The organism is Streptomyces kanasensis (genome assembly GCF_043077165.1).
In the GTDB taxonomy this organism is placed as follows: Bacteria; Actinomycetota; Actinomycetes; order Streptomycetales; family Streptomycetaceae; genus Streptomyces; species Streptomyces changanensis.
Genome location: NZ_JBIBSF010000009.1, coordinates 73,228 through 92,808, shown reverse-complemented (window position 1 = coordinate 92,808; position 19,581 = coordinate 73,228). Strand labels below are relative to the sequence as shown.

Here is a 19,581-nt window from a genome sequence, read left to right as displayed (position 1 = left end):
GGCGCCTACTTTCGCATGATCACCGGTTCGTGGCGGCGCAGCAGCCGCACCACCACGAAGCCGAGGACGACGGCGAGCGCCACGAGTGCGCCCATGTCGAGGAGCCAGGCCGACAGCGTGTGGTCGAACAGCGGGTCCTGCGCCCGCTCGCCCGGCACCGTCGCCCCGAGGTCCACCGTCGCCGCCATCGCGGCGAACGCCCACCGGGACGGCACCAGCCACGCCAGCTGCTCCAGGACGGGCGTGCCGCGCACCGACAGCAGCGCCCCGCAGAAGACCACCTGCACGATCGCGAGGAGGACCAGCAGCGGCATGGTGACCTCCTCCTTGCGCACCAGGGCGGAGACGAAGAGGCCCAGCATCATCGCCGTGAACGACAGCGCCGCGACGGCCACCGCCACCTCCACGAGCGGCGGCAACAGCACTCCGCGCCCGTCGGGCACGCCCATCGGCACGCCGACGAGCGCGACCAGCGTCAGCACGACGGCCTGGACGACCGTGACCAGCCCGAGCACGGTCACCTTCGACATCAGGTACGCCGACCGGGACAGGCCGACGGCCCGTTCCCTCCGGTAGATGGTCCGCTCCTTCACCAGCTCGCGCACGGCGTTGGCCGCGCCGGTCAGCACGCCGCCCACGCACAGGATGAGCAGCACGTTCAGCGTGGACTCCCCGCCGAGCCGCCCCTCGGACAGCGCCCGGGCCATCGCGCCCATCACGAACGGCAGCGCCACCATGATCGCCAGGAACGTGCGGTCGGCGCTCAAGGCGGCCGCGTACCGCCGGACGAGGGTGCGCCACTGGGCGCCCCAGCTCTGTGGCTTGGGCGGCGGCGCGGGGGGCGGCGCGGTCGCTCCGGGGGAGTGCGGCACGGGGCGCCGCATCGCGGCCTCGACGTACCGCTCGTGGTACGCGGAGGCGCGGAACCGCCCCGCCCAGTCCCGCTCCCGGTCGTTCTCGAACGCCTCGAACGCCTCCGGCCACTGCGCGCAGCCGAAGTAGTCGAGCGCCTCGCCGGGCGGCCCGTAGTAGGCGATCACGCCGCCCGGCGCGAGGACGAGCAGCCGGTCGCAGACGTCCAGGCTGAGCACGCTGTGGGTGACGACGACGACGGTCCGCCCGTCGTCGGCGAGCCCGCGCAGCATGTGCATCACCGACCGGTCCATGCCCGGGTCCAGGCCGGACGTCGGCTCGTCGAGGAAGAGCAGCGACGGCTTCGTGAGCAGCTCCAGGGCGACGCTCACCCGTTTGCGCTGGCCGCCCGAGAGGCTGTGGACGGGCTGCCCGGCCCGCTGGTCCAGGCCCAGTTCGCGCATCACCTCGTCGACCCTGGCCCGGCGTTCGGCCGGGCGGGTGTCCTGCGGGAAGCGGAGCTCCGCCGCGTACCCGAGGGCGCGCCGCACGGTCAGCTGCAGGTGCAGGATGTCGTCCTGCGGGACGAGGCCGATGCGCTGGCGCAGCTCGGCGTACTGCCGGTACAGGTCCCGCCCGTCGTACAGGACGGTCCCCCGGTCGGCGGGGCGCAGCCCGGTCAGGGCGTTCAGCAGCGTCGACTTGCCCGCGCCGCTGGGGCCGACCACGCCGAGGAGGGTGCGCTCACCGACGGGGAACGACACCCCGTCGAGCAGGGTCCTGCCGCCGTCGACGGTCACGGCCAGCTCCTGCACGTCGAGGGAGACCTCGCCGGTGTCGGTGTACTCCACCAGTCGGCCGCCGACGACGCAGTACGCCCGGTGGCCGATGCCGATGATGTCGTCGGCCGTCACGCGGGCGTCGTCGACCGGGTGGCCGTTGAGGTACGTGCCGTTGTGGCTGCCCAGGTCGTGGATGCGGTACGTGCCGTCCGGGAGCGAGCGCAGTTCCGCGTGGTGCCGGGAGACCACCAGGTCGTCCACGACCACGTCGTTGTCGGCGCTGCGGCCGATGCGGACGGCCCGTGACGGCAGGGGGCGTACGGAGGTGGGGCGCCGGAAGGTGCCGGTGGCGCCCGGCAGGGAGACCGACGACGGACGGGCCGCGGACCCCGGCCGGGCGGCACCCGGCTCCGGACCGGCGCCCGGGCGTCCCGGGACCGGGGGACCCGGCTCCGGATGACCCGGCTCGGCGGGTCCCGGCTCGGGCTCCGCGACGACGGGCCCGGGCTCGGGCCCCTCGAACGCGGGGAGCGGCGGCGGCACCGGCGGCGCGGGGGCGGGCGGAGGCGGCGCGGGGGCGGGATCGGGCGGCACGGCGGGCGGCCCCGCCGCCGCGGGCGCGTCCGCCGCCGACACCGTCGCCAGGGGCCCGTCCGCCGGGTGCCCGAACCGCAGGGTGACGCCCGGTCCGACCTCGTGCGCGGCGCCGACCCGTACCCCGCCGGCGAAGGTGCCGTTGGTGCTGCCCTCGTCGTGCACCGTCCACCGGCCGTCCTCCGGGCGGAACACGGCGTGGTGCCAGGAGACACGGACGTCCGCCAGCGCGATGTCGCTGGCGGGGTCGCGCCCGACGCGGTAGTCGCGGTCGGGGCGCAGCACCGTGAGGTGCCCGCCGACCTCGACGACCAGCTCGGGTGCGGTGGGCGTGCCGGGCTGCTCTCCCATGAGGGAATTTTATCTTTCCGTCCCGGAATGCGCCTGATGCGCTGTTTGTGCGAGGGGGTCCCGGGGGAACGCGAACACGGAACCCGACACGTGACAGGAGGCCCCCGTGCCGCAGGAGCAGACGCCGCGCCCCGACCCCACGACCGCCCACCCGCGTCCCGACTACCCCGAACAGCAGCAGGAGCACCCCGGCCGCACCGAGGAGATGAGCCCGCGCCCCGACCACGGCGAGGAGTCGTACCGCGGCAGCGGCCAGCTCCAGGACCGCGCCGCCCTCGTGACCGGCGGCGACTCCGGCATCGGCCGCGCCGTCTGCCTCGCCTTCGCCCGCGAGGGCGCCGACGTGCTCTTCGCGCACCTCCCGGAGGAGGCCGAGGACGCCAGGGAGACCGCCCGGCTCATCGAGGACGCGGGCCGCAAGGCCGTCGCCGTGCCGTGCGACATCCGCGACGAGGACGCGTGCCGGGCCCTCGTGGACCGGGCCGTCACCGAGTTCGGCCGCATCGACGTGCTGGTCAACAACGCCGCCTACCAGATGGCGCAGGAGGAGGGGATCGAGGCCATCCCCACCGAGCAGTTCGACCGGGTCATGAAGACGAACCTGTACGGCATGTTCTGGATCACCAAGGCCGCCCTTCCGCACATCCCGGCGGGCGGCTGCGTCATCAACAGCGCCTCCGTGCAGGCGTACAAGCCGAGCCCGCCGCTGCTCGACTACGCCATGACCAAGGGCGCCATCGTCACCTTCACCCAGGGGCTCGCGCAGGACCTCGCCCCGCGCGGCATCCGTGTCAACGCCGTGGCTCCCGGGCCCGTGTGGACGCCGCTGATCCCGGCGACCATGCCGGACACGTCGGAGTTCGGCAAGCAGTCGCCCCTCGGGCGGGCCGCGCAGCCGGTCGAGATGGCACCCGCGTACGTCTTCCTGGCTTCCCCGGGGGCGAGCTACATCACCGGCGACATCGTCAACGCCACCGGCGGCACGCCGCTGCCCTGAACCGGACGTCCGGTCGTTCGCCGGGCCGGTCCCGCCGGGCCGGTCTGGCACGGCCGCGGTACGGCGGGCCGGGCGGCGGGGTGACGTGGACCGCGGACCGGGCGTCAGGCGCGCCGGGCGCCGCCGTGGCGGCGCAGCCGATCCCTGAGCCCGTGCCCGCCGGCGCGCCGCGGACCCCCGTCGGCCCGCTCGCCGCGTTCCCGCTTCCACAGGGCGGCGCGCCCGCGGAGTCCGGACGGCCACTTCCTCGTGTCGCGCGGCTCCACGTACGGCTCCTCCGTGGGCGGCAGGCCACCGCGGATGGCCCGTTGCCGCGCCAGCTCGGCGTTGAGCTCCAGGCCCAGCAGGACCGCCAGGTTGGAGAGCCAGAGCCAGACCAGGAAGACCACCACACCGGCCAGCGTCCCGTACGTCTTGTTGTAGGCGCCGAAGTTGGCGACGTACAGGGCGAGGCCGCCGGACGCCAGCAGCCACAGGAGCACCGCGAGCACGCTGCCGGGGCCGAGCCAGCGGAGGCCCGGCCCCCGTACGTTGGGCGCGCGCCAGTACAGCAGCGCCACCATCAGCACCACGAGCACCACCAGCACCGGCCACTTGGCGATGTCCCACGTGGCCACGGCGGCCTCTCCGACGCCGATCGCCTCCCCGGCGCGCCGCGCGACCGGCCCGGTGAAGACCACGATCACCGCGCTGACCGCCAGCAGCACCATGAGCACCAGGGTGAGGAAGACCCGCAGCGGCGTCAGCTTCCACACCGGCCGGCCCTCCGGCACGTCGTACACGGCGTTGGCCGTGCGGATGAACGCCGCCACGTACCCCGACGCCGACCAGACGGCCGCCACCAGGCCCACGATCGCCATGACCCCGCTCGTGGACCCGCTGCCCTGCAACTGCCGCACCGCGTCGCTCAGCAGGTCCCGCACGGCGCCGGGCGCCAGCCCGCCCAGGTTGTCCAGTACCGACCGGGTGGCCGAGTCGCCGACCACGCCCAGCAGGGAGACCATGACGAGCAGGGCGGGGAAGACCGACAGGACGCCGTAGTAGGTCAGCGCGGCGGCCCGGTCGGGCAGCTCGTCGTCGAGGAACTCCTTGGCCGTGCGCTTGAGTACCGTCCGCCACGAGCGGGCGGACAGGTCCGCCGGCCCTCCGCCAGGGTTCGTCATACGGGCAAGGGTTACCCGGTACGGGTAGCTCAACCAGGCCGCCGGCGGCTGCCGCGCGGCCGTGACGAGAGAGGACCTCCATGCCCATCGCGACGGTGAACCCCGCGACCGGTGAGACGCTCGAGACCTTCCGGCCGCTCGGACCCGACGGGATCGAGGAGCGGCTGACCGCCGCCGACCGCGCGTTCCGCGCCTACCGCACCACCGGCTTCCCCGAACGGGCGGCGCTGCTGCGCCGTGCGGCCGACCTGCTGGAGGCGGACGTGCCGGACATCGCCCGGACCGTCACCACCGAGATGGGCAAACCGGTGACGGCGGCCCGCGCCGAGGCGGCCAAGTGCGTCAAGGCCATGCGCTGGTACGCCGACCGCGCCGAGGAGCTCCTCGCCGACGAGCGGCCCGACGACGCGGACGTGCGCGACGCGGGGGCCTCCGGCGCCCGGGTGCACTACCGGCCCCTCGGCCCCGTCCTGGCCGTCATGCCGTGGAACTTCCCGCTGTGGCAGGTCGTGCGGTTCGCCGCGCCCGCCCTGATGGCCGGCAACACCGGGCTGCTGAAGCACGCGTCGAACGTCCCCCGCACGGCCCTGTACCTGGAGGAGCTGTTCCGCAGGGCGGGCTACCCCGAGGGGGTCTTCCAGACCCTGCTCACCGGTTCCGACGCCGTCGAGGGCGTCCTGCGCGACCCGCGCGTCGCCGCGGCCACCCTCACCGGCAGCGAGGCCGCGGGCCGCGCCGTCGCCGCCGTCGCGGGCGACGAGGTGAAGAAGACGGTGCTGGAGCTGGGCGGCAGCGACCCCTACCTCGTCCTGCCCTCGGCCGACATCGCCCGCGCGGCCGCGACGGCCGTCACGGCCCGCGCCCAGAACAACGGCCAGTCGTGCATCGCCGCGAAGCGCTTCATCGTGCACGCGGACGTCTACGACGACTTCGTGGAGCGGTTCACCGCCGGGATGGCCGCCCTGGAGGTGGGCGACCCGCTGGAGGAGTCCACCGAGGTCGGCCCGCTCGCCACCGAGCGGGGACGCGCGGACCTGGAGGAACTGGTCGACGACGCGGTGGAGCGCGGCGCCGAGGCCCGCTGCGGGGGCCGCCGCCCGCGGGACCTGGAGCGGGGCTGGTACTACGAGCCGACGGTCCTCACCGGCGTGACGCCCGCCATGCGCGTCCACCGGGAGGAGACGTTCGGACCGGTCGCCACCGTCTACCGCGCCGAGGACCTGGACGACGCGCTGCGCATCGCCAACGACTCGCCGTTCGGGCTGAGCTCCAACGTCTGGACGAGGGACGAGGCCGAGGTGGCGCACTGCGTGCGCGAGCTGGAGGCGGGCGGCGTCTTCGTCAACGGGATGACCGCCTCGCACCCGGCGCTGCCGTTCGGCGGGGTCAAGCGGTCCGGGTACGGCCGTGAGCTGGCGGGCCACGGCATCAAGGAGTTCTGCAACGCCACGACGGTCTGGCGGGCGGACTGACCCCCGCCGGACGGCACCCCGCCGGACGGTGCCGAGGGCCGGACGGCGGGCGGGGCGGTCACCCGGCGGTGGCCGCCCCGCCCGCCGATCCGGTGCCGCCCGCCGCCGCCCTCCCGGCCCTCACGCCGGCCGGGCCCCGGCGGAGGCCGGGCCTCACAGGGGGACGACCACCTCGTCCGGTGGGGGCGGCGGGGGAGGGGTCCCGTCGCCGAAGGGCCGGCCGCCCAGCTCCTCGCGGTGGTGCGGGGAGCGCCAGCCCCGCAGGTCCGGGCCGCGCGGCACGATCCCGGTCGGGTTGATGTGTTCGTGCACCCGGTAGTAATGGCGCTTGATGTGGTCGAAGTCCACGGTGTCGCCGAACCCTGGCGTCTGGAACAGGTCCCGTGCGTAGGCCCACAGCACCGGGTCCTCGGTCAGCTTGGTGCGGTTGCACTTGAAGTGGCCGTGGTACACGGCGTCGAACCGGACCAGCGTCGTGAACAGCCGTACGTCGGCCTCCGTGAGGGTGTCGCCGACCAGGTAGCGGCGGGTCGCCAGGTGGTCCGAGAGCTGGTCGAGCCGCGCGAACAGCCGGGCGTACGCCTCGTCGTAGGCATCCTGCCCGGTGGCGAACCCGGCCTCGTAGACGGCGTTGTTGACGTCACGGAAGATGTCGTGCATCCGCGCGTCGATCTCGTCGCGCAGGTGATCGGGGTACAGATCGGGGGCGCCCGGCCGGTGCAGCGCGGTCCACTCCGTCTCCAGGTCCAGGGTGAGGCGCTGGTAGTCGTTGGTGACGAGGCGGCCGCTCGGCACGTCCACGACGGCCGGGACGCTCACGGCGTCCGCCCGCTCCGGGTCGCGGGCCTCGTACGCCTCGGCCAGGTACCGGATGCCCAGCACGGGGTCGCGTCCGTCGGGGTCGAGCGTGAACCGCCAGCTCCGGTCGTCCTGCACCGGGTCCGCGACGGCGAGCGACAGGGCCTCCTCCAGCCCGAGCAGCCGCCGCACCACCAGCGACCGGCTCGCCCAGGGGCAGGCGCGGCTCACCACCAGCCGGTAGCGTCCCGCCTCCACGGGCCAGCCGTCCCCGCCGTCTGCCGTGATGCGGTCGGTGAAGCGCCCGGGGGCGCGCCGGAACCGTCCCTCGTCTGCCATGCACCGCGGGTACCCGTCCCGCACGGCCCGAAGCCGCCCGGTCCCGCCCGGGAGCCTGCCGGTCCCGCCCCGAAGCCGCCCGGTCCGGCCCGGGGCCGCCCGCGGGGCGCCCTGGGACCCGCCCGCGCCCTCCCGGGCCCGGCCGCACCGCCCGGACCCCGGGCCGGGGCCGAAGCCGGACCCAGCCGAATCGAGCCAGGTCGATGCGATGCGATCCGCTGTGATCCGATCCGATCCGATGCGAGCCGAACCGCACCGCACCACCGCACCACCGCACCGCATCCGGGCCGGGCTGCCGGGCCCGGACTGCCGGGCCCGGCGGCAGGGCCGGGACCGAGCCCCCCCCCGTCAGCCGCTGGCCCGCAGGGGCCGCAGCCGTCCCCCGGAGTGGTGCTCGCCGGCGCGGAAGGGCAGGATCAGCAGCCGCGCGCGGGGCGCCGCCATGGGCTGCGCGGCGCACACGGTGATCCACCCGGGACCGTGCTCGGCGTGGTGCACCGGGCGCTCGCTCCCGTCGGGGTGGACGTACGCCCTCGCGGACTCGTACACGCGCGCGGCCGGCGGGTCGTCGAGCACCTCCTTCTCGATGCCGCAGAGCGTCGGGTCCTCCGGGTCCGCCGCGATGGCGGCGCGCAGCTGCGGCAGGACGAGCGGTGCCCACGAGGTCTCCCAGTGCCGCAGCACCGACCGGGCCTCCGGCTCGACCGTCATCCACCGCATCACGTTGGCCGGGACCCGGCGGCCGGGAAAGAGCGCGGCGAACGGCTCGTTGTACGCCAGCAGGTTCCACGACCGATCGCTGATGTACGCCATGTGGGTGACGCCGTCGAGGGCCAGCTGCCACGTGCCGGGGACCGCCTCGCCGGCCCGCGCGTTCAGCGGGTGCGGCGGGTCCTGCCCGAGGGCGTACCGCCACAGGGCCACCCACTCGTGCTCGTTCATGCCGAGCAGCCGCGCCACGTCCTCCAGCAGGTCCACCGGCGGGTTGGCGTACCGGCCCGACTCCAGGCGGCCGTACGTGTCCGGCGCCCGGTGCAGCAGCTGGTCGATCTGCGCCTGCGACAGGCCCGGGGCCCGCCGGCCCTGCCGGGCGGGGCGCGACAGCCCGTGGCTCTCGGGTGCGATCAGGGCGCGGCGCTCCCGCAGCAGGAAACGCAGGGCGACCTTGTCCAAGACGGGTCCCTCCCCCAGAGGGACGGCCGCCGGGTGGTCGTCGGTCGGCGGCCGTCGCGGCGAACGGTGTGGCGGTTCAGCGGTGCGGCGCCGGCTCCGGTGCGTGGGCTGCCGGGCCGGGGGCGGCCGGGGGATGGCGGGTGACGGGGGCGGGAGCGGGGCGTTGCATCGGGGCGCGTCCGTTCATGGGCATGCGGAAGGGACGGCACCCACCACCGCCCTCCACGGGGCGCGGGGCGTGGGCAGCCGCACCGGTACGCTGACCCGTCGTGCGCCGGCGATCAAGTGCCCACGTGGTGCGTACCTGCGCACGGCGCACACACGCAGTCGCGAACGGGGGCAGAGATGGGCGAAAGGGATGGTACGGCTCACCCGGCGGGTCCGTTGTCGGAGGCCGCCAGAGCGCTCTACGCGCGGGTCACCCGGGGGGAGCCCGTCGGACCGGGGGACGCCGGCGCGCTGGCCGAACTGGTCGGGTGGCGGCTCGTGACCGTCGACCCGGACGGGCCCGGCCCGCCGATCGCGCTGGACCCGCAGGAGGCGGGCCGCCGCAGGCTCGACGAGGAACTGCGCGACATGGCCGCCCGCGCCGCCCGGATCGCCGCCATCCCCGGCGTCAGCGACGAGTTGGGCCTGCACTTCGAGCGGGCCAAGTGGCGCGCCGGGAGCGGCAGTGAGTTCCTCGCCGGCCGGGAGCAGGTGTCCGCGCGCATCGGGGAGGCCGTGGACCGGGCGGAGAGCGAGGTCCTCACGGCGCTGCCCGCCGGGCCCGCCTGCCCCGACCTCCTCGACGACGCCACCGTCCGCGCCTCCCGCGCGCTCGCCCGCGGCGTGCGCCTTCGTACCCTGTTCGGCGACGGCGTGCGCGACGACGCGGCGGCCCGCGCCTGGGCCAGCGTCATGTCCGGGCGGGGGACGCGCTTCCGCACGCTCCTCGCCCCGTTCCAGCGGTGCGTCGTCGTCGACCGGCGCCAGGCGTTCATCTCCGACCACGTCGTCGGGGGCGACCCCGAGCGGACCGCCTGGCACGTCATGGACCGGGCGTTCGTCGCCTTCGTCGCGGAGGGGTTCGAGGAGGCGTGGCGCCGCGCGGACATCTGGCACGGCGACCCGCGCCGCGTCGTCCCCGACGACGGCACGGGCGCGCTGTCGGAACGCCAGCGCGAGATCCTCATCGACACGGCCGCCGGTGTGGACCAGCGCATCACCGCCCGCCGGCTCAACATCGGACTGCGCACCCTCACCAAGGAACTGGGCCGGCTCCGCGCCCGCTGGGGCGCCACCACCCTCGCCGCGCTCGCCTACCAGTGGGCCCTCTCCCCGGAGCGGCTGCGGGCCGACACCGGTGGGGCGGGCGGTGACCAGGGCGAACGGGGGGACGGGGGCGGCGACCCGACCGGGTGACCGCGCGCGTCCGGTCGGTTTTTAAATGAAAAAGCATCAGAGGAAAAACGGCCCCGGGCTGCTGCATCCTGGAGGCGGTCGGGAGGTCAACCGGCCCTTCGAGGAGCGCCGAGACTCCACGGAGCCGTTATTACGGGGGTCGTTATCCGCGCCTCATGCCAGAACCGGGCAGAGCAGGGCACGGGCAGCGTGTCCTGCCGGGCATCGTGCGGATACCGCAAGGTCACTGCCAGGGCCTTCCGGACGCAAAACCGATCCTCTCGGTACGTCCCCCGTGATACGGCCTCCCCCTCGGCGCCCGCCCCGGCCCCGCCGTGCGCGCCGGTCGCGGCCGGTCGCGGCCGGTGTCCCGGCCCCGCCGTACACCTCCGTTCCGCCGTACGCCCCGGTCCCGTCGCACCCCCCGGTCCCGGGCCTCACGCGGGTGGTGTCCGGGTCCGCGTCCACTCCAGGAGCTCCGCCGCCGACCACGTGGTGACCACCCGCTCGGCCGGGACGCCGCACTCCTCCGCCCGCGCGCACCCGAGGATCTGCCAGTCCAGCTGGCCCGGCGCGTGGGCGTCCGTGTCGATCGCGAAGTAGGCCCCCGACGCCACCGCGAGGCGCAGCAGGCGACGCGGCGGGTCGAGCCGCTCCGGGCGGCTGTTGATCTCCACCGCGGTACCGGCCTCCGCGCACGCTTCGAAGACCCGCTCCGCGTCGAACTCGGACTCCGGCCGGCGCCCCGACACCAAGCGTCCGGTGCAGTGCCCCAGCACGTCCACCAGCGGGTCGGAGACGGCCCGCACCATCCGCCGGGTCATCGCCGGCGCGTCCATCCGCAGCTTCGAGTGGACCGACGCCACCACCACGTCCAGCCGGTCGAGCAACTCCGGTTCCTGGTCCAGCGACCCGTCGGGCAGGATGTCGCACTCGATCCCCGTCAGCAGCCGGAACGGCGCCCAGCGCGCGTTCAGCTCGGCGACCACGTCGAGCTGTTCGCGCAGCCGCTCGGCGGACAGGCCGCGCGCCACGGTCAGCCGGGGCGAGTGATCCGTCAGGACCGCCCACTCGTGACCCAGCCCCGCCGCGGTGCGCCCCATCTCCTCGATCGGGCTGCCGCCGTCCGACCAGTCCGAGTGCAGGTGGCAGTCACCCCGCAGCAGGGCCCGCAGCTCCGCGCCGGCCCCGCTCGCCGGCCGCTCCGCCTCCTCCTCCAGCCGCCGCAGGTAGGCGGGCACCTCCCCGTCCAGCGCCTCGCGCACCACCTGCGCCGTCTTCGGGCCGATCCCCCGCAGCGCCTCCAGCGTCCCGGCCCGCGCCCGCTCGGCGACCTCCCGCGCGTCCAGCCCGCGCAGCGCACCCGCCGCCGTGCGGAAGGCCCGCACCCGGTACGAAGGGGCCAGCGACCGCTCCAACAGGAAGGCGATCCGCTCCAGCGCCTCCACCGGCTCCACCCGTTCCGTCACGGCACCCCCCTCGCGCCGTCCCGCCCGGGGACCGGGCCGATCTCGCACCACACGGCCTTGCCCTCGCCCCGCGGCTCCACCCCCCAGCGCGCCGCCAGCGCGTCGAGCAGCAGCAGCCCCCGCCCCGATGTCGCCGCCTCGCCCGGGGTGCGCCGCCGGGGCCAGGCGCTGGAGCGGTCCTGCACCGCCAGTCGCACCCGGCGCACCGGCTCCGGCAGGACCTCCAGCGTGAGCACCGCCCCGCCCTCGGTGTGCAGCAGCACGTTGCCCAGCAGCTCGCCGGTGAGCACCTCCGCGTCGTCGGCGTACTCGTGCATCCCCCAGTCGCGCAGCGCCCGCCGCACCACCGCCCGTGCCTCCGAAAGCCCCTCCGGGTCGGCCTGGTGGATGTACTGGTGGATGCGCGGGGCCCGCGTCGTCCCCGGGTCCGGGCTGCGCCGCAGCACCAGCAGCGCCACGTCGTCCCCCGCGCCCCACCGCTCCCAGAACCGCTGCGACAGGTGGTCGGCGAGCGCCTCCGCGCCCGGCGGACCCGCGCCGATCGCCTCCGCCAGCGCCTCCATGCCCTGCCCGATGTCCGTGCCCGGTTCCTCGACGAGGCCGTCGGTGCACATCACCAGCGTCTCGCCCGGCACGAGGTCGAGCCGCGTCTCCGGGTACTCCTCGTCCCCGAAGACCGACGCGATGCCGAGCGGCAGCCCGCCCTGGAGCTTCGGCGACCCGACGCGGCCGTCGGTGTGCCGGATCAGCGGCCCCAGGTGCCCCGCCCGTACCGCACGGGCGGTGCCGCTGCTCAGGTCGACCTGGGCGTACGTGCAGGTCGCGAACCGTTCCGTGTCCAGCTCGGCCAGGAAGCGGGAGGCCCGGGCGAGCACCGTCGACGGCGCGTGGCCCTCACCGGCGTACGCCCGCAGCGCGATGCGCAGCTGACCCATGATCGCCGCCGCGTGGGTGTCGTGGCCCTGCACGTCCCCGACGACGATCCCGACGCGGCCCTTCGGCAGCGGGATGACGTCGTACCAGTCGCCGCCGACCTGTCGGCCGCTCCACGCGGAGTGGTAGCGCACCGCGATCTCGCCGCCGCGGATCTCCGGGATGCGGCGCGGCAGCATCGTCGCCTGGAGGCCCGTGGCGAGCTCCCGCTCCTCGTCGAAGAGGATGGCCCGCTGCAGCGACTGGGCGACGATCGCCGCGAGGCCCAGCGCGAGGTTCCGCTCGTCTGCGGTGAACGTCGTGTGCCGCCGGTACAGCAGGGCCATGCCGCCCAGCGTGCGCGCCTGCGCGACCAGCGGCAGGTACGCCGCCGCCCGGAACGGCAGCCGCCCCGCGTGCGGGGCGAGCAGGGGATAGCCCTGGACCAGCTCCTGGAAGGCGCTCGTGAACAGCGGCCGTCCGCTCAGCACGGTCTCGTGCAGCGGGAGCCCCTCCTCCAGCCGGCGCAACCGCAGGTCGTCCAGGACGTCGAGGGACTCCCCGCTCAACGCGATGATGTTCAGCGAGCCGTTCTCCACCAGGCCCAGCGCCAACCCGTCGGCGCCCAGCCGCGCGAGCCCCCCGGGCCCGGTGAGCGCCGCCGTCACGTCGTCCACCGTCACCGCCCGGGACAACGCGCGCGTCGACCGCTCCACCATGTCGGTCTGGCGCTTCCGGCGCTTCTCCAGCTCCATCACGAACTCGGAGTGGGTGACCTCGGACGTCGCGTCGCGGACGATCCCGACGATCCGGTGCGCCCGGCCGTCGCGGGTCCGCAGGATGCGCGCCTGCACGTGCGTCCACTGCTCGGAGCCGTCGTCGCGCTCCAGCCGGAAGTACGCGGCGTACGAGGACCGGCCGCTGGTCAGGGCGTCCCGGATCACGGTGTCCAGCCGCTCCCGCTCCGGCTGGTCGAGCCGGCGCACCAGGGTCGCCGGCCGCGCGTCGAACGTCTCGGGCGCCTGTCCGAACACCAGCAACCCGGCGTCGTCCACGTCGATGGTGCCCGCGTCCAGGTCCCAGTCGAAGCTGCCGGTGCGGTTCATGGCGAGCCGCTCGGTCGGCTGGATCTCGCCGCCGTGCTCCCGCTCCGCGCCGAGTGCCCGGTTGTCCGTCATCCCCCTCATTGTCGAGCCCGGCCCCGGCGAACGCCAAGGCATCGGTGGGCGCGTCGGGCCGACCGGGTGGCGGACGCTCCGGCGGCCCCGCCACCGCCCGCCGCCGGATGCGGCCCGACCGGTCCGCCGGGCCGGTCACGCGCCGGTCACGCGCCGGCCCGGTCAGCCGGGGAGCGGTCGGTCAGCCGGCCACGAACGGGCCCCAGCCGTCGGCCCCCAGCGGGAACTGGTACGTCGGCACACCCCGCGCGGCGCTGGTGGAGAAGGGCCGCCCCCGGTCGTCCAGCCGGAGCGTGCCGCTGCGGCCGCCGCTGGTCCACTCCAGCTCCAGGTACCAGCGCACATGGCGGGCGCTCGTGTGCGCGGTGATCCTCAGCACCTGCGGGTCGTCGCGGGACACCGTGTACGGGAAGTCCGAGGCGGGCACGAGGCGGTCGCCCTGGTAGCCAGCCACCGGCACCGGGCGCGGCCGGGCCGCGTCCAGGTTGACGTCGTGGCCCTGCAGCCGCGCCTCCCCGCCGCAGCCGACGCCCATCACGTAGGCGTTGCCGGGCAGTGGCTGCGACGTCTCCACCGCCCGCACGTGCAGTGCCTTGAGGACGACGGTCTCGTCGCCGACCCCCTGGAGCGACACGTCGATCACCATCTCCCCGCCGGGGGTCCCGCCCAGCGCGGTCACCCAGCCGCGGGCCTCCAGCTCGGACGGCGGGGGCGGCATGCGGGTCGGCGGCCGGTCCACGACGTAGACCTGACTGCACGGGTCCTTCCAGACGTACGGGTCGACGTCGGCCGTCAGCGGCACGGCGGGCACCTGCCGGACGCCGGCGCCCCCCGGCGCCGCACCGCCCCCGTCGGAACCGGCGGCCCCGCCGGGTCCGACGGGCGCGGTGCGGGCGGGCGCCGCACCGCCGACGGGCGCGGAGGTGGCGGCGGCCGGGGGCGAGGTCGCGGGCCGGACGGGGGTCGTCGGGCCGGAGCCTGGGCGGGTTTGGGCGGAGGGCGCGGCGGATTCCTCCACCACGGCGGGCACGTCCGGACCGGCGGGGGAGGGGAGCGAGCGGTGGGTCAGCGCGACGGCGGCGCCGGACACCGCCAGGACGGCCGTCCCCGCCACGGCGGCCAGCAGCCGTACGCGCCGGCGGCGGCCCGCCGGGTGGTCGGGCCGCTCCGGCGGAGCCGCATCCGCTTGCCGCCCCGCGCGCGCCTCCGCTTCCGGCCCGGTCGCGGTACCGTCGGCCCGTCTTTCGCCGGCCGGGCTCCCGCCGGCCGGGGCGCGCTCGCCCTCGGCGAGGGGGACCCCCGACGCGCGCGGCGCGGGCGTCGGCTCCGGAGCCGCTACGGGGGCCGGCGCCCCTTCCGGCCGGGGTCCGGCCACCCGGGCCGACGCGGGCGGCGGACCCGACGCCGCTTCCGGGCCGGGCGCCGCTTCCGGGCCGGGCGCCGCTTCCGGGCCGGGCGCCGCTTCCGCTGTCGGCCCCGTCGTGGCTGTCGGCCTCGGGTCCGTCCCGGACGCCGCGTGCGGCCCCGACCCGGGTTCCGGTACCGGTTCCGCCCCAGGTTCCGCTTCTGGTTCCGCTCCGGCTTCCGGTGCCGGCGCCGAGCCCCGGCCCGGTACCGCGGCGGGCGCCGTCACGGTACCCACGGGCGGCGCGGCCGCCCCGCCGGTGGCGGCCGAAGCGGCCGCCTTGGCCCGGCGCCGCGCCTCGTCCGCCACGATCCAGCTCCGGTGCAGCCGCAGCAGCTCCTCGCGGTCCGCCCCGCACAGCCGCGCCAGCCTCTCGACGGGGGCGAACTCCGTCGGCACCGCGTCACCGTTGCAGTACCGGTGCAGCGTCGACGTGCTCATGTGCATCTGCTTGGCGAGCGCCCCGTAACTCCGCCCGGACCGCTCCTTGAGCTCCCGCAGGAGGTCAGCGAGACCTGCCCTCTCCATCCCCACCCCGTGTGTTCCCTTTCGTTCCGCCGTACCCGGAAGGCGCCGGGGGACGAACGTTCCCCGAGGTCGGGCGCCGCGTGCGAGCGTTCCGGTCCCTCCCATTGTCGCCGCAGCGCCCCGCGGCCGGCGACCGTCCCGCGCCGCGCGCCCCACGACCGCGGCCTCGCCGCCCGGTCGGTGACGGGACGTCAGTGCCGGAGGCGGTGCCGCGACCGTCGGAGCCGATCCCGTCCGGACCGTTGACGCGTCAACTCCCCCTGCCTATCTTCCTGTTCGAAGTCCTGGTCAATGTCCGACATATCGAACAGATGAGATTCCAGGAGCACCCACATGACCTCCATACGGCCGAGGTTCGTCCTCGCGCTGGCCGCCGCCCTGGTCGGCACCCTGCTCGCCGCCCCCACCCGGGCGGACGACACCCCCGCGGCCGTTCCGGTCGACCACACACTCACCGTCCACCCCGGCCGCGCCGGCCCCGCCATCGACCGCACCATGTACGGCGTCTTCTTCGAGGACATCAACAACGCGGCCGACGGCGGGCTCTACGCCGAGCTGGTGCGCAACCGGTCCTTCGAGTTCTCGACCACCGACAACCGCGCCTACACCCCGCTCACCGGCTGGCAGGAGACGTCGCACGGCGGCGCCACCGGCACCGTGCGCGTCGTCGACGACGCCCACCGCCTCAACGAGCGCAACCGCGCCCACGCGCATCTGGACCTGTCCGGCGGCGGGGCGCCCGGCTCCGGGTACGGCCTCGTCAACACCGGTCACGGTCCGGGCGTCGCCCTGCGCGCCGGGGCGCGCTACGACTTCTCCGTCTGGGCCAGGACCGACCAGCGCCGCGGCACCCGTCTCACCGCGCGGCTCCAGGACGCGGCCGGCGCGCCCCTCTCGGAGCCGCTCGCCCTCACCGTGCGCGGCGACCGCTGGGCGAAGTACACCGGCACCCTGACCGCCCGCGCCACCGCGTCGGGCGCCCGCCTCGCCGTCACGGCGCAGGGCACCGGTGTGCTGCGCCTCGACATGGTGTCCCTCTTCCCGCGCGACACCTACAAGGGCCGGCCCGGCGGCCTGCGCAAGGACCTCGCCGAGAAGATCGCCGCACTGCGGCCGGGCTTCCTGCGCTTCCCGGGCGGCTGCCTCGTCAACACCGGCTCCCACCAGGCATACGAGGCCCCGAACTGGGAGCGCGCCCGCTCCTACCAGTGGAAGGACACCATCGGCCCGGTCGAGCAGCGGGCCGTCAACGCCAACTTCTGGGGCTACCACCAGAGCTACGGCCTCGGGTACTACGAGTACTTCCAGTTCGCCGAGGACGTCGGCGCCATGCCGCTGCCCGTCGTGCCCGCCCTCGTCACCGGCTGCGGGCAGAACCGCGTCACGGACGACCCGGCCCTCCTGCGGCGCCACATCCAGGACACCCTCGACCTCATCGAGTTCGCCAACGGGCCCGTGACCTCGCCGTGGGGCCGCAAACGCGCCGAGATGGGCCATCCCAGGCCGTTCGGCCTCACCCACCTCGCGGTGGGCAACGAGGAGAACCTGCCCGACGCCTACTTCGAGCGCTTCCGGCAGTTCCGCGCCGCGATCGAGGCGAAGCACCCGGGCGTCACCGTCGTCGGCAACTCCGGACCCGACGACTCCGGCACCACCTTCGACCGCCTGTGGCGCCTCAACCGCGACGCGGGCGTCGCCATGGTCGACGAGCACTACTACAACGGCCCGCAGTGGTTCCTGGAGAACAACGAGCGGTACGACGCCTACGACCGGGGCGGCCCCGACGTCTTCCTCGGCGAGTACGCCTCCCGCGGCGACCGCTTCTCCAACGCCCTGGCCGAGGCCGCCTTCATGACCGGCCTGGAGCGCAACGCCGACGTCGTCAAGATGGCCTCCTACGCCCCGCTGCTCGCGGACGTGGGCGAGAACCAGTGGCGCCCCGACATGATCTGGTTCGACTCGACCCGCTCCTGGGGCTCCACCAGCTACGAGGTCCAGAAGCTGTTCATGAACAACACGGGTGACCGGGTCGTCCCCAGCGAGGCCACGGGCACACCGCAGTCCGCCGCCCCGATCACCGGTGCCGTCGGTCTGTCGACCTGGGCGACCAGCGCCGCCTACGACGACGTGCGCGTCACGGGGGCGGACGGCACGACCCTCCTCGCCGACGACTTCTCGGCCGGTGACGGCGGGTGGACCCGCGCCGCCGGGCGCGGCACGTGGAGCGTCCGCGACGGGGCGCTCGTCCAGTCCGACGAGACCGCCCAGGACACCCTCGTCACGGCCGGCGACCCCGCGTGGCACGACTACGACCTGCGGGTCAAGGCCACCAAGAAGGCCGGCAGCGAGGGCTTCCTCGTCGCCTTCGGCGTCCGTGACACCGGCAACCTCCACTGGTGGAACCTCGGCGGCTGGAACAACACCCGCTCCGCCGTGGAGAAGGCGGTCGACGGCGCCAAGGAGACGCTCGTCGAGGACACCACCACCGTGGAGACCGGGCGCACCTACGACCTCCACGTCCAGGTGCGCGGCCGTCAGGTGACGCTGTACGTCGACGGGCAGCGCTGGGGCGGTTTCACCGACGAGAACCGCGCCGAGCCGTTCCGGCAGGTCGTCACCCGCGACACCGCCACCGGCGAGCTCGTCGTCAAGGTCGTCAACGCCCAGGCCGCCCCCGCCCGCACCCGGATCGACCTGGGCGCCGCCCCCGCCTCCGGCACCGCCCGGGCGACGACGCTGAGCGCCGCGCCGGATGCCGTCAACACCGCCGACGACCAGCCGGTCCGGCCGGTCGCGTCGACGGTGACGGGGGTGGCGAGGACGTTCACGCACACCTTCCCGCCGCACTCGGTCACCTTCCTGCGGATCGCGACCCGGTAGCGGGCCGCCGCCGGCCGCCGCACCAGGCGGCCGGAGGGGACCGGAAGCCCGGTCCCCTCACTACCCTGGGCCGGGGAGGACCGTCGTCCTCCCCGGCCCCTCCCCGTCCCGGGAACGGCGTGGCACAATCTGTCGAAGCGCTTCGACGAGCACCCTGGACAGGGGTCGGTGGCGCCTTTAATGTCAGTGCACAGTCAGTCGAAGCGCTTCACTTCGCCTGTGTCCTACCGTCCGGGAGAGCCGATGGTCACCCTCGCCGATGTCGCTCAGCATGCCGGAGTCTCCGCCAGCACGGTGAGCTACGTCCTGAGCGGCAAGCGGTCCATCTCCGCCTCCACCCGGGCCCGCGTCGAGCGCAGCATCGCGCAGCTCGGCTACCACCCCAACGCCGGCGCCCGCGCCCTCGCCAGCAGCCGGTCCAACATCATCGCCCTGATGATCCCGCTGCGGACCGACATGTACGTCCCGGTGATGATGGAGATCGCCATCGCCGTCGCCACCACCGCGCGCGCCCACGGGTACGACGTGCTGCTGCTGACGGGCGAGGAGGGACCGGCCGCGGTGCGCCGCATCGAGGGCAGCGCGCTCGCCGACGCCATGATCCTCATGGACGTCCAGCTGGACGACGACCGCCTGCCCCTGCTCCGCGGGGCCACCCGCCCCGGGGTGCTCATCGGCCTGCCGGCCGACCCGACCGGCCTCAGCTGCGTCGACCTCGACTTCGAGGCCGCGGGCGCGCTCTGCGCCGACCACCTGGCCGGGCTCGGCCACCGGGAGATCGCCGTCATCGGCGAGGCCGCCGCCGTCTACGAGCGGCACACCGGCTTCGCCGAACGCACGCTGCACGGGCTGCGGGAGCGCAGCGGCGCACTCGGCCTGAGACTCCTGCACCGGCCCTGCGAGGGCAGTTACGCGGCCGTCGCCGCGACCCTCGCCCGCGTCTACGACGAGCGCCCCGGCACCACCGCCTTCGTCGTGCAGAACGAGGCCGCGACCGATCCGCTCCTCGCCCTCCTGCGTCAGCAGGGCCGCGCGGTCCCCGAGGACGTCTCGGTGGTGGCGATCTGCCCCGAGCAGGTCGCCGCGCACGCCTCCGTCCCCCTCACCTCCGTCGCCGTGCCGGCCCAGCGGTTGGGCCGGCACGCCGTCGAGCAGGTCGTCGCGAAGCTGGAGGGACGCGGTACCGACCAGCTCGTCCTGCTGGCACCGGAGCTGACCGTCCGGGAGAGCACCGGCCCCCGCCCCGTCGTCCCCGTCCCCCGCCCCTGACCCGCCGGGCGCCTCGACGGCCGGTGGGTCGGGGCC

Annotated in this window: 12 protein-coding genes; 5 read left to right on the top strand and 7 right to left on the bottom strand. The window is 75.2% G+C overall.

Annotated elements, in window-relative coordinates:
- Positions 1–5 precede the first annotated feature (5 nt).
- Entirely contained in the window at positions 6–2,579 is a 2,574-nt protein-coding gene (locus ACF053_RS22160; RefSeq protein WP_391955499.1) for an FHA domain-containing protein, read from the bottom strand.
- Between the two features lie 106 nt (positions 2,580–2,685).
- Here ACF053_RS22160 and ACF053_RS22155 point away from each other — a divergent pair, with 106 nt between their 5' ends.
- The gene (locus ACF053_RS22155) at positions 2,686–3,576 is read left to right on the top strand and encodes an SDR family oxidoreductase (protein WP_391955498.1); all 891 of its coding nucleotides are present in this window, start codon (positions 2,686–2,688) and stop codon (positions 3,574–3,576) included.
- Between the two features lie 104 nt (positions 3,577–3,680).
- Here the strand turns inward: ACF053_RS22155 and ACF053_RS22150 are convergent, their stop codons facing one another.
- Positions 3,681–4,739: a YihY/virulence factor BrkB family protein gene (locus ACF053_RS22150; protein ID WP_391955497.1), complete on the bottom strand. Its 1,059-nt coding sequence runs from the start codon at positions 4,737–4,739 to the stop codon at positions 3,681–3,683.
- 80 nt (positions 4,740–4,819) lie between these two features.
- On the opposite strand from ACF053_RS22150, the gene ACF053_RS22145 reads away from it, so the two are divergent.
- Positions 4,820–6,211, top strand: a complete 1,392-nt coding sequence (locus ACF053_RS22145; protein WP_391955496.1) for an NADP-dependent succinic semialdehyde dehydrogenase — start codon at positions 4,820–4,822, stop codon at positions 6,209–6,211.
- A 153-nt stretch (positions 6,212–6,364) separates the two neighbouring features.
- Here ACF053_RS22145 and ACF053_RS22140 read toward each other — a convergent pair whose 3' ends face one another.
- Positions 6,365–7,348 (bottom strand): glutathione S-transferase family protein, encoded by a 984-nt coding sequence (locus tag ACF053_RS22140; RefSeq protein WP_391955495.1) that lies wholly within the window; start codon positions 7,346–7,348, stop codon positions 6,365–6,367.
- A gap of 348 nt (positions 7,349–7,696) precedes the next feature.
- The gene (locus ACF053_RS22135) at positions 7,697–8,521 is read right to left on the bottom strand and encodes an MmyB family transcriptional regulator (protein WP_391955494.1); all 825 of its coding nucleotides are present in this window, start codon (positions 8,519–8,521) and stop codon (positions 7,697–7,699) included.
- Positions 8,522–8,866: 345 nt separating this feature from the next.
- Between ACF053_RS22135 and ACF053_RS22130 the strand changes: the two genes are divergently transcribed.
- A complete protein-coding gene (locus ACF053_RS22130; RefSeq protein ID WP_391955493.1) occupies positions 8,867–9,925 on the top strand; it encodes a TrmB family transcriptional regulator sugar-binding domain-containing protein in 1,059 nt (352 codons plus the stop codon).
- 416 nt (positions 9,926–10,341) lie between these two features.
- Here the strand turns inward: ACF053_RS22130 and ACF053_RS22125 are convergent, their stop codons facing one another.
- The 3 genes from ACF053_RS22125 to ACF053_RS22115 all read right to left on the bottom strand — a co-directional run bounded on the left by ACF053_RS22125 (position 10,342) and on the right by ACF053_RS22115 (position 15,396).
- Complete coding sequence (locus tag ACF053_RS22125; protein WP_391955739.1) at positions 10,342–11,361, bottom strand: PHP domain-containing protein; 1,020 nt, start codon at positions 11,359–11,361, stop codon at positions 10,342–10,344.
- 8 nt (positions 11,362–11,369) lie between these two features.
- Positions 11,370–13,463: a SpoIIE family protein phosphatase gene (locus tag ACF053_RS22120; protein ID WP_391955492.1), complete on the bottom strand. Its 2,094-nt coding sequence runs from the start codon at positions 13,461–13,463 to the stop codon at positions 11,370–11,372.
- Between the two features lie 181 nt (positions 13,464–13,644).
- The gene (locus ACF053_RS22115; RefSeq protein ID WP_391955491.1) at positions 13,645–15,396 is read right to left on the bottom strand and encodes a helix-turn-helix domain-containing protein; all 1,752 of its coding nucleotides are present in this window, start codon (positions 15,394–15,396) and stop codon (positions 13,645–13,647) included.
- A 333-nt stretch (positions 15,397–15,729) separates the two neighbouring features.
- Between ACF053_RS22115 and ACF053_RS22110 the strand changes: the two genes are divergently transcribed.
- Positions 15,730–18,276, top strand: coding sequence for an alpha-L-arabinofuranosidase C-terminal domain-containing protein (locus tag ACF053_RS22110; protein ID WP_391955490.1), 2,547 nt, complete (start codon positions 15,730–15,732; stop codon positions 18,274–18,276).
- Between the two features lie 243 nt (positions 18,277–18,519).
- Positions 18,520–19,545: a LacI family DNA-binding transcriptional regulator gene (locus tag ACF053_RS22105; protein ID WP_391955738.1), complete on the top strand. Its 1,026-nt coding sequence runs from the start codon at positions 18,520–18,522 to the stop codon at positions 19,543–19,545.
- Positions 19,546–19,581 lie beyond the last annotated feature (36 nt).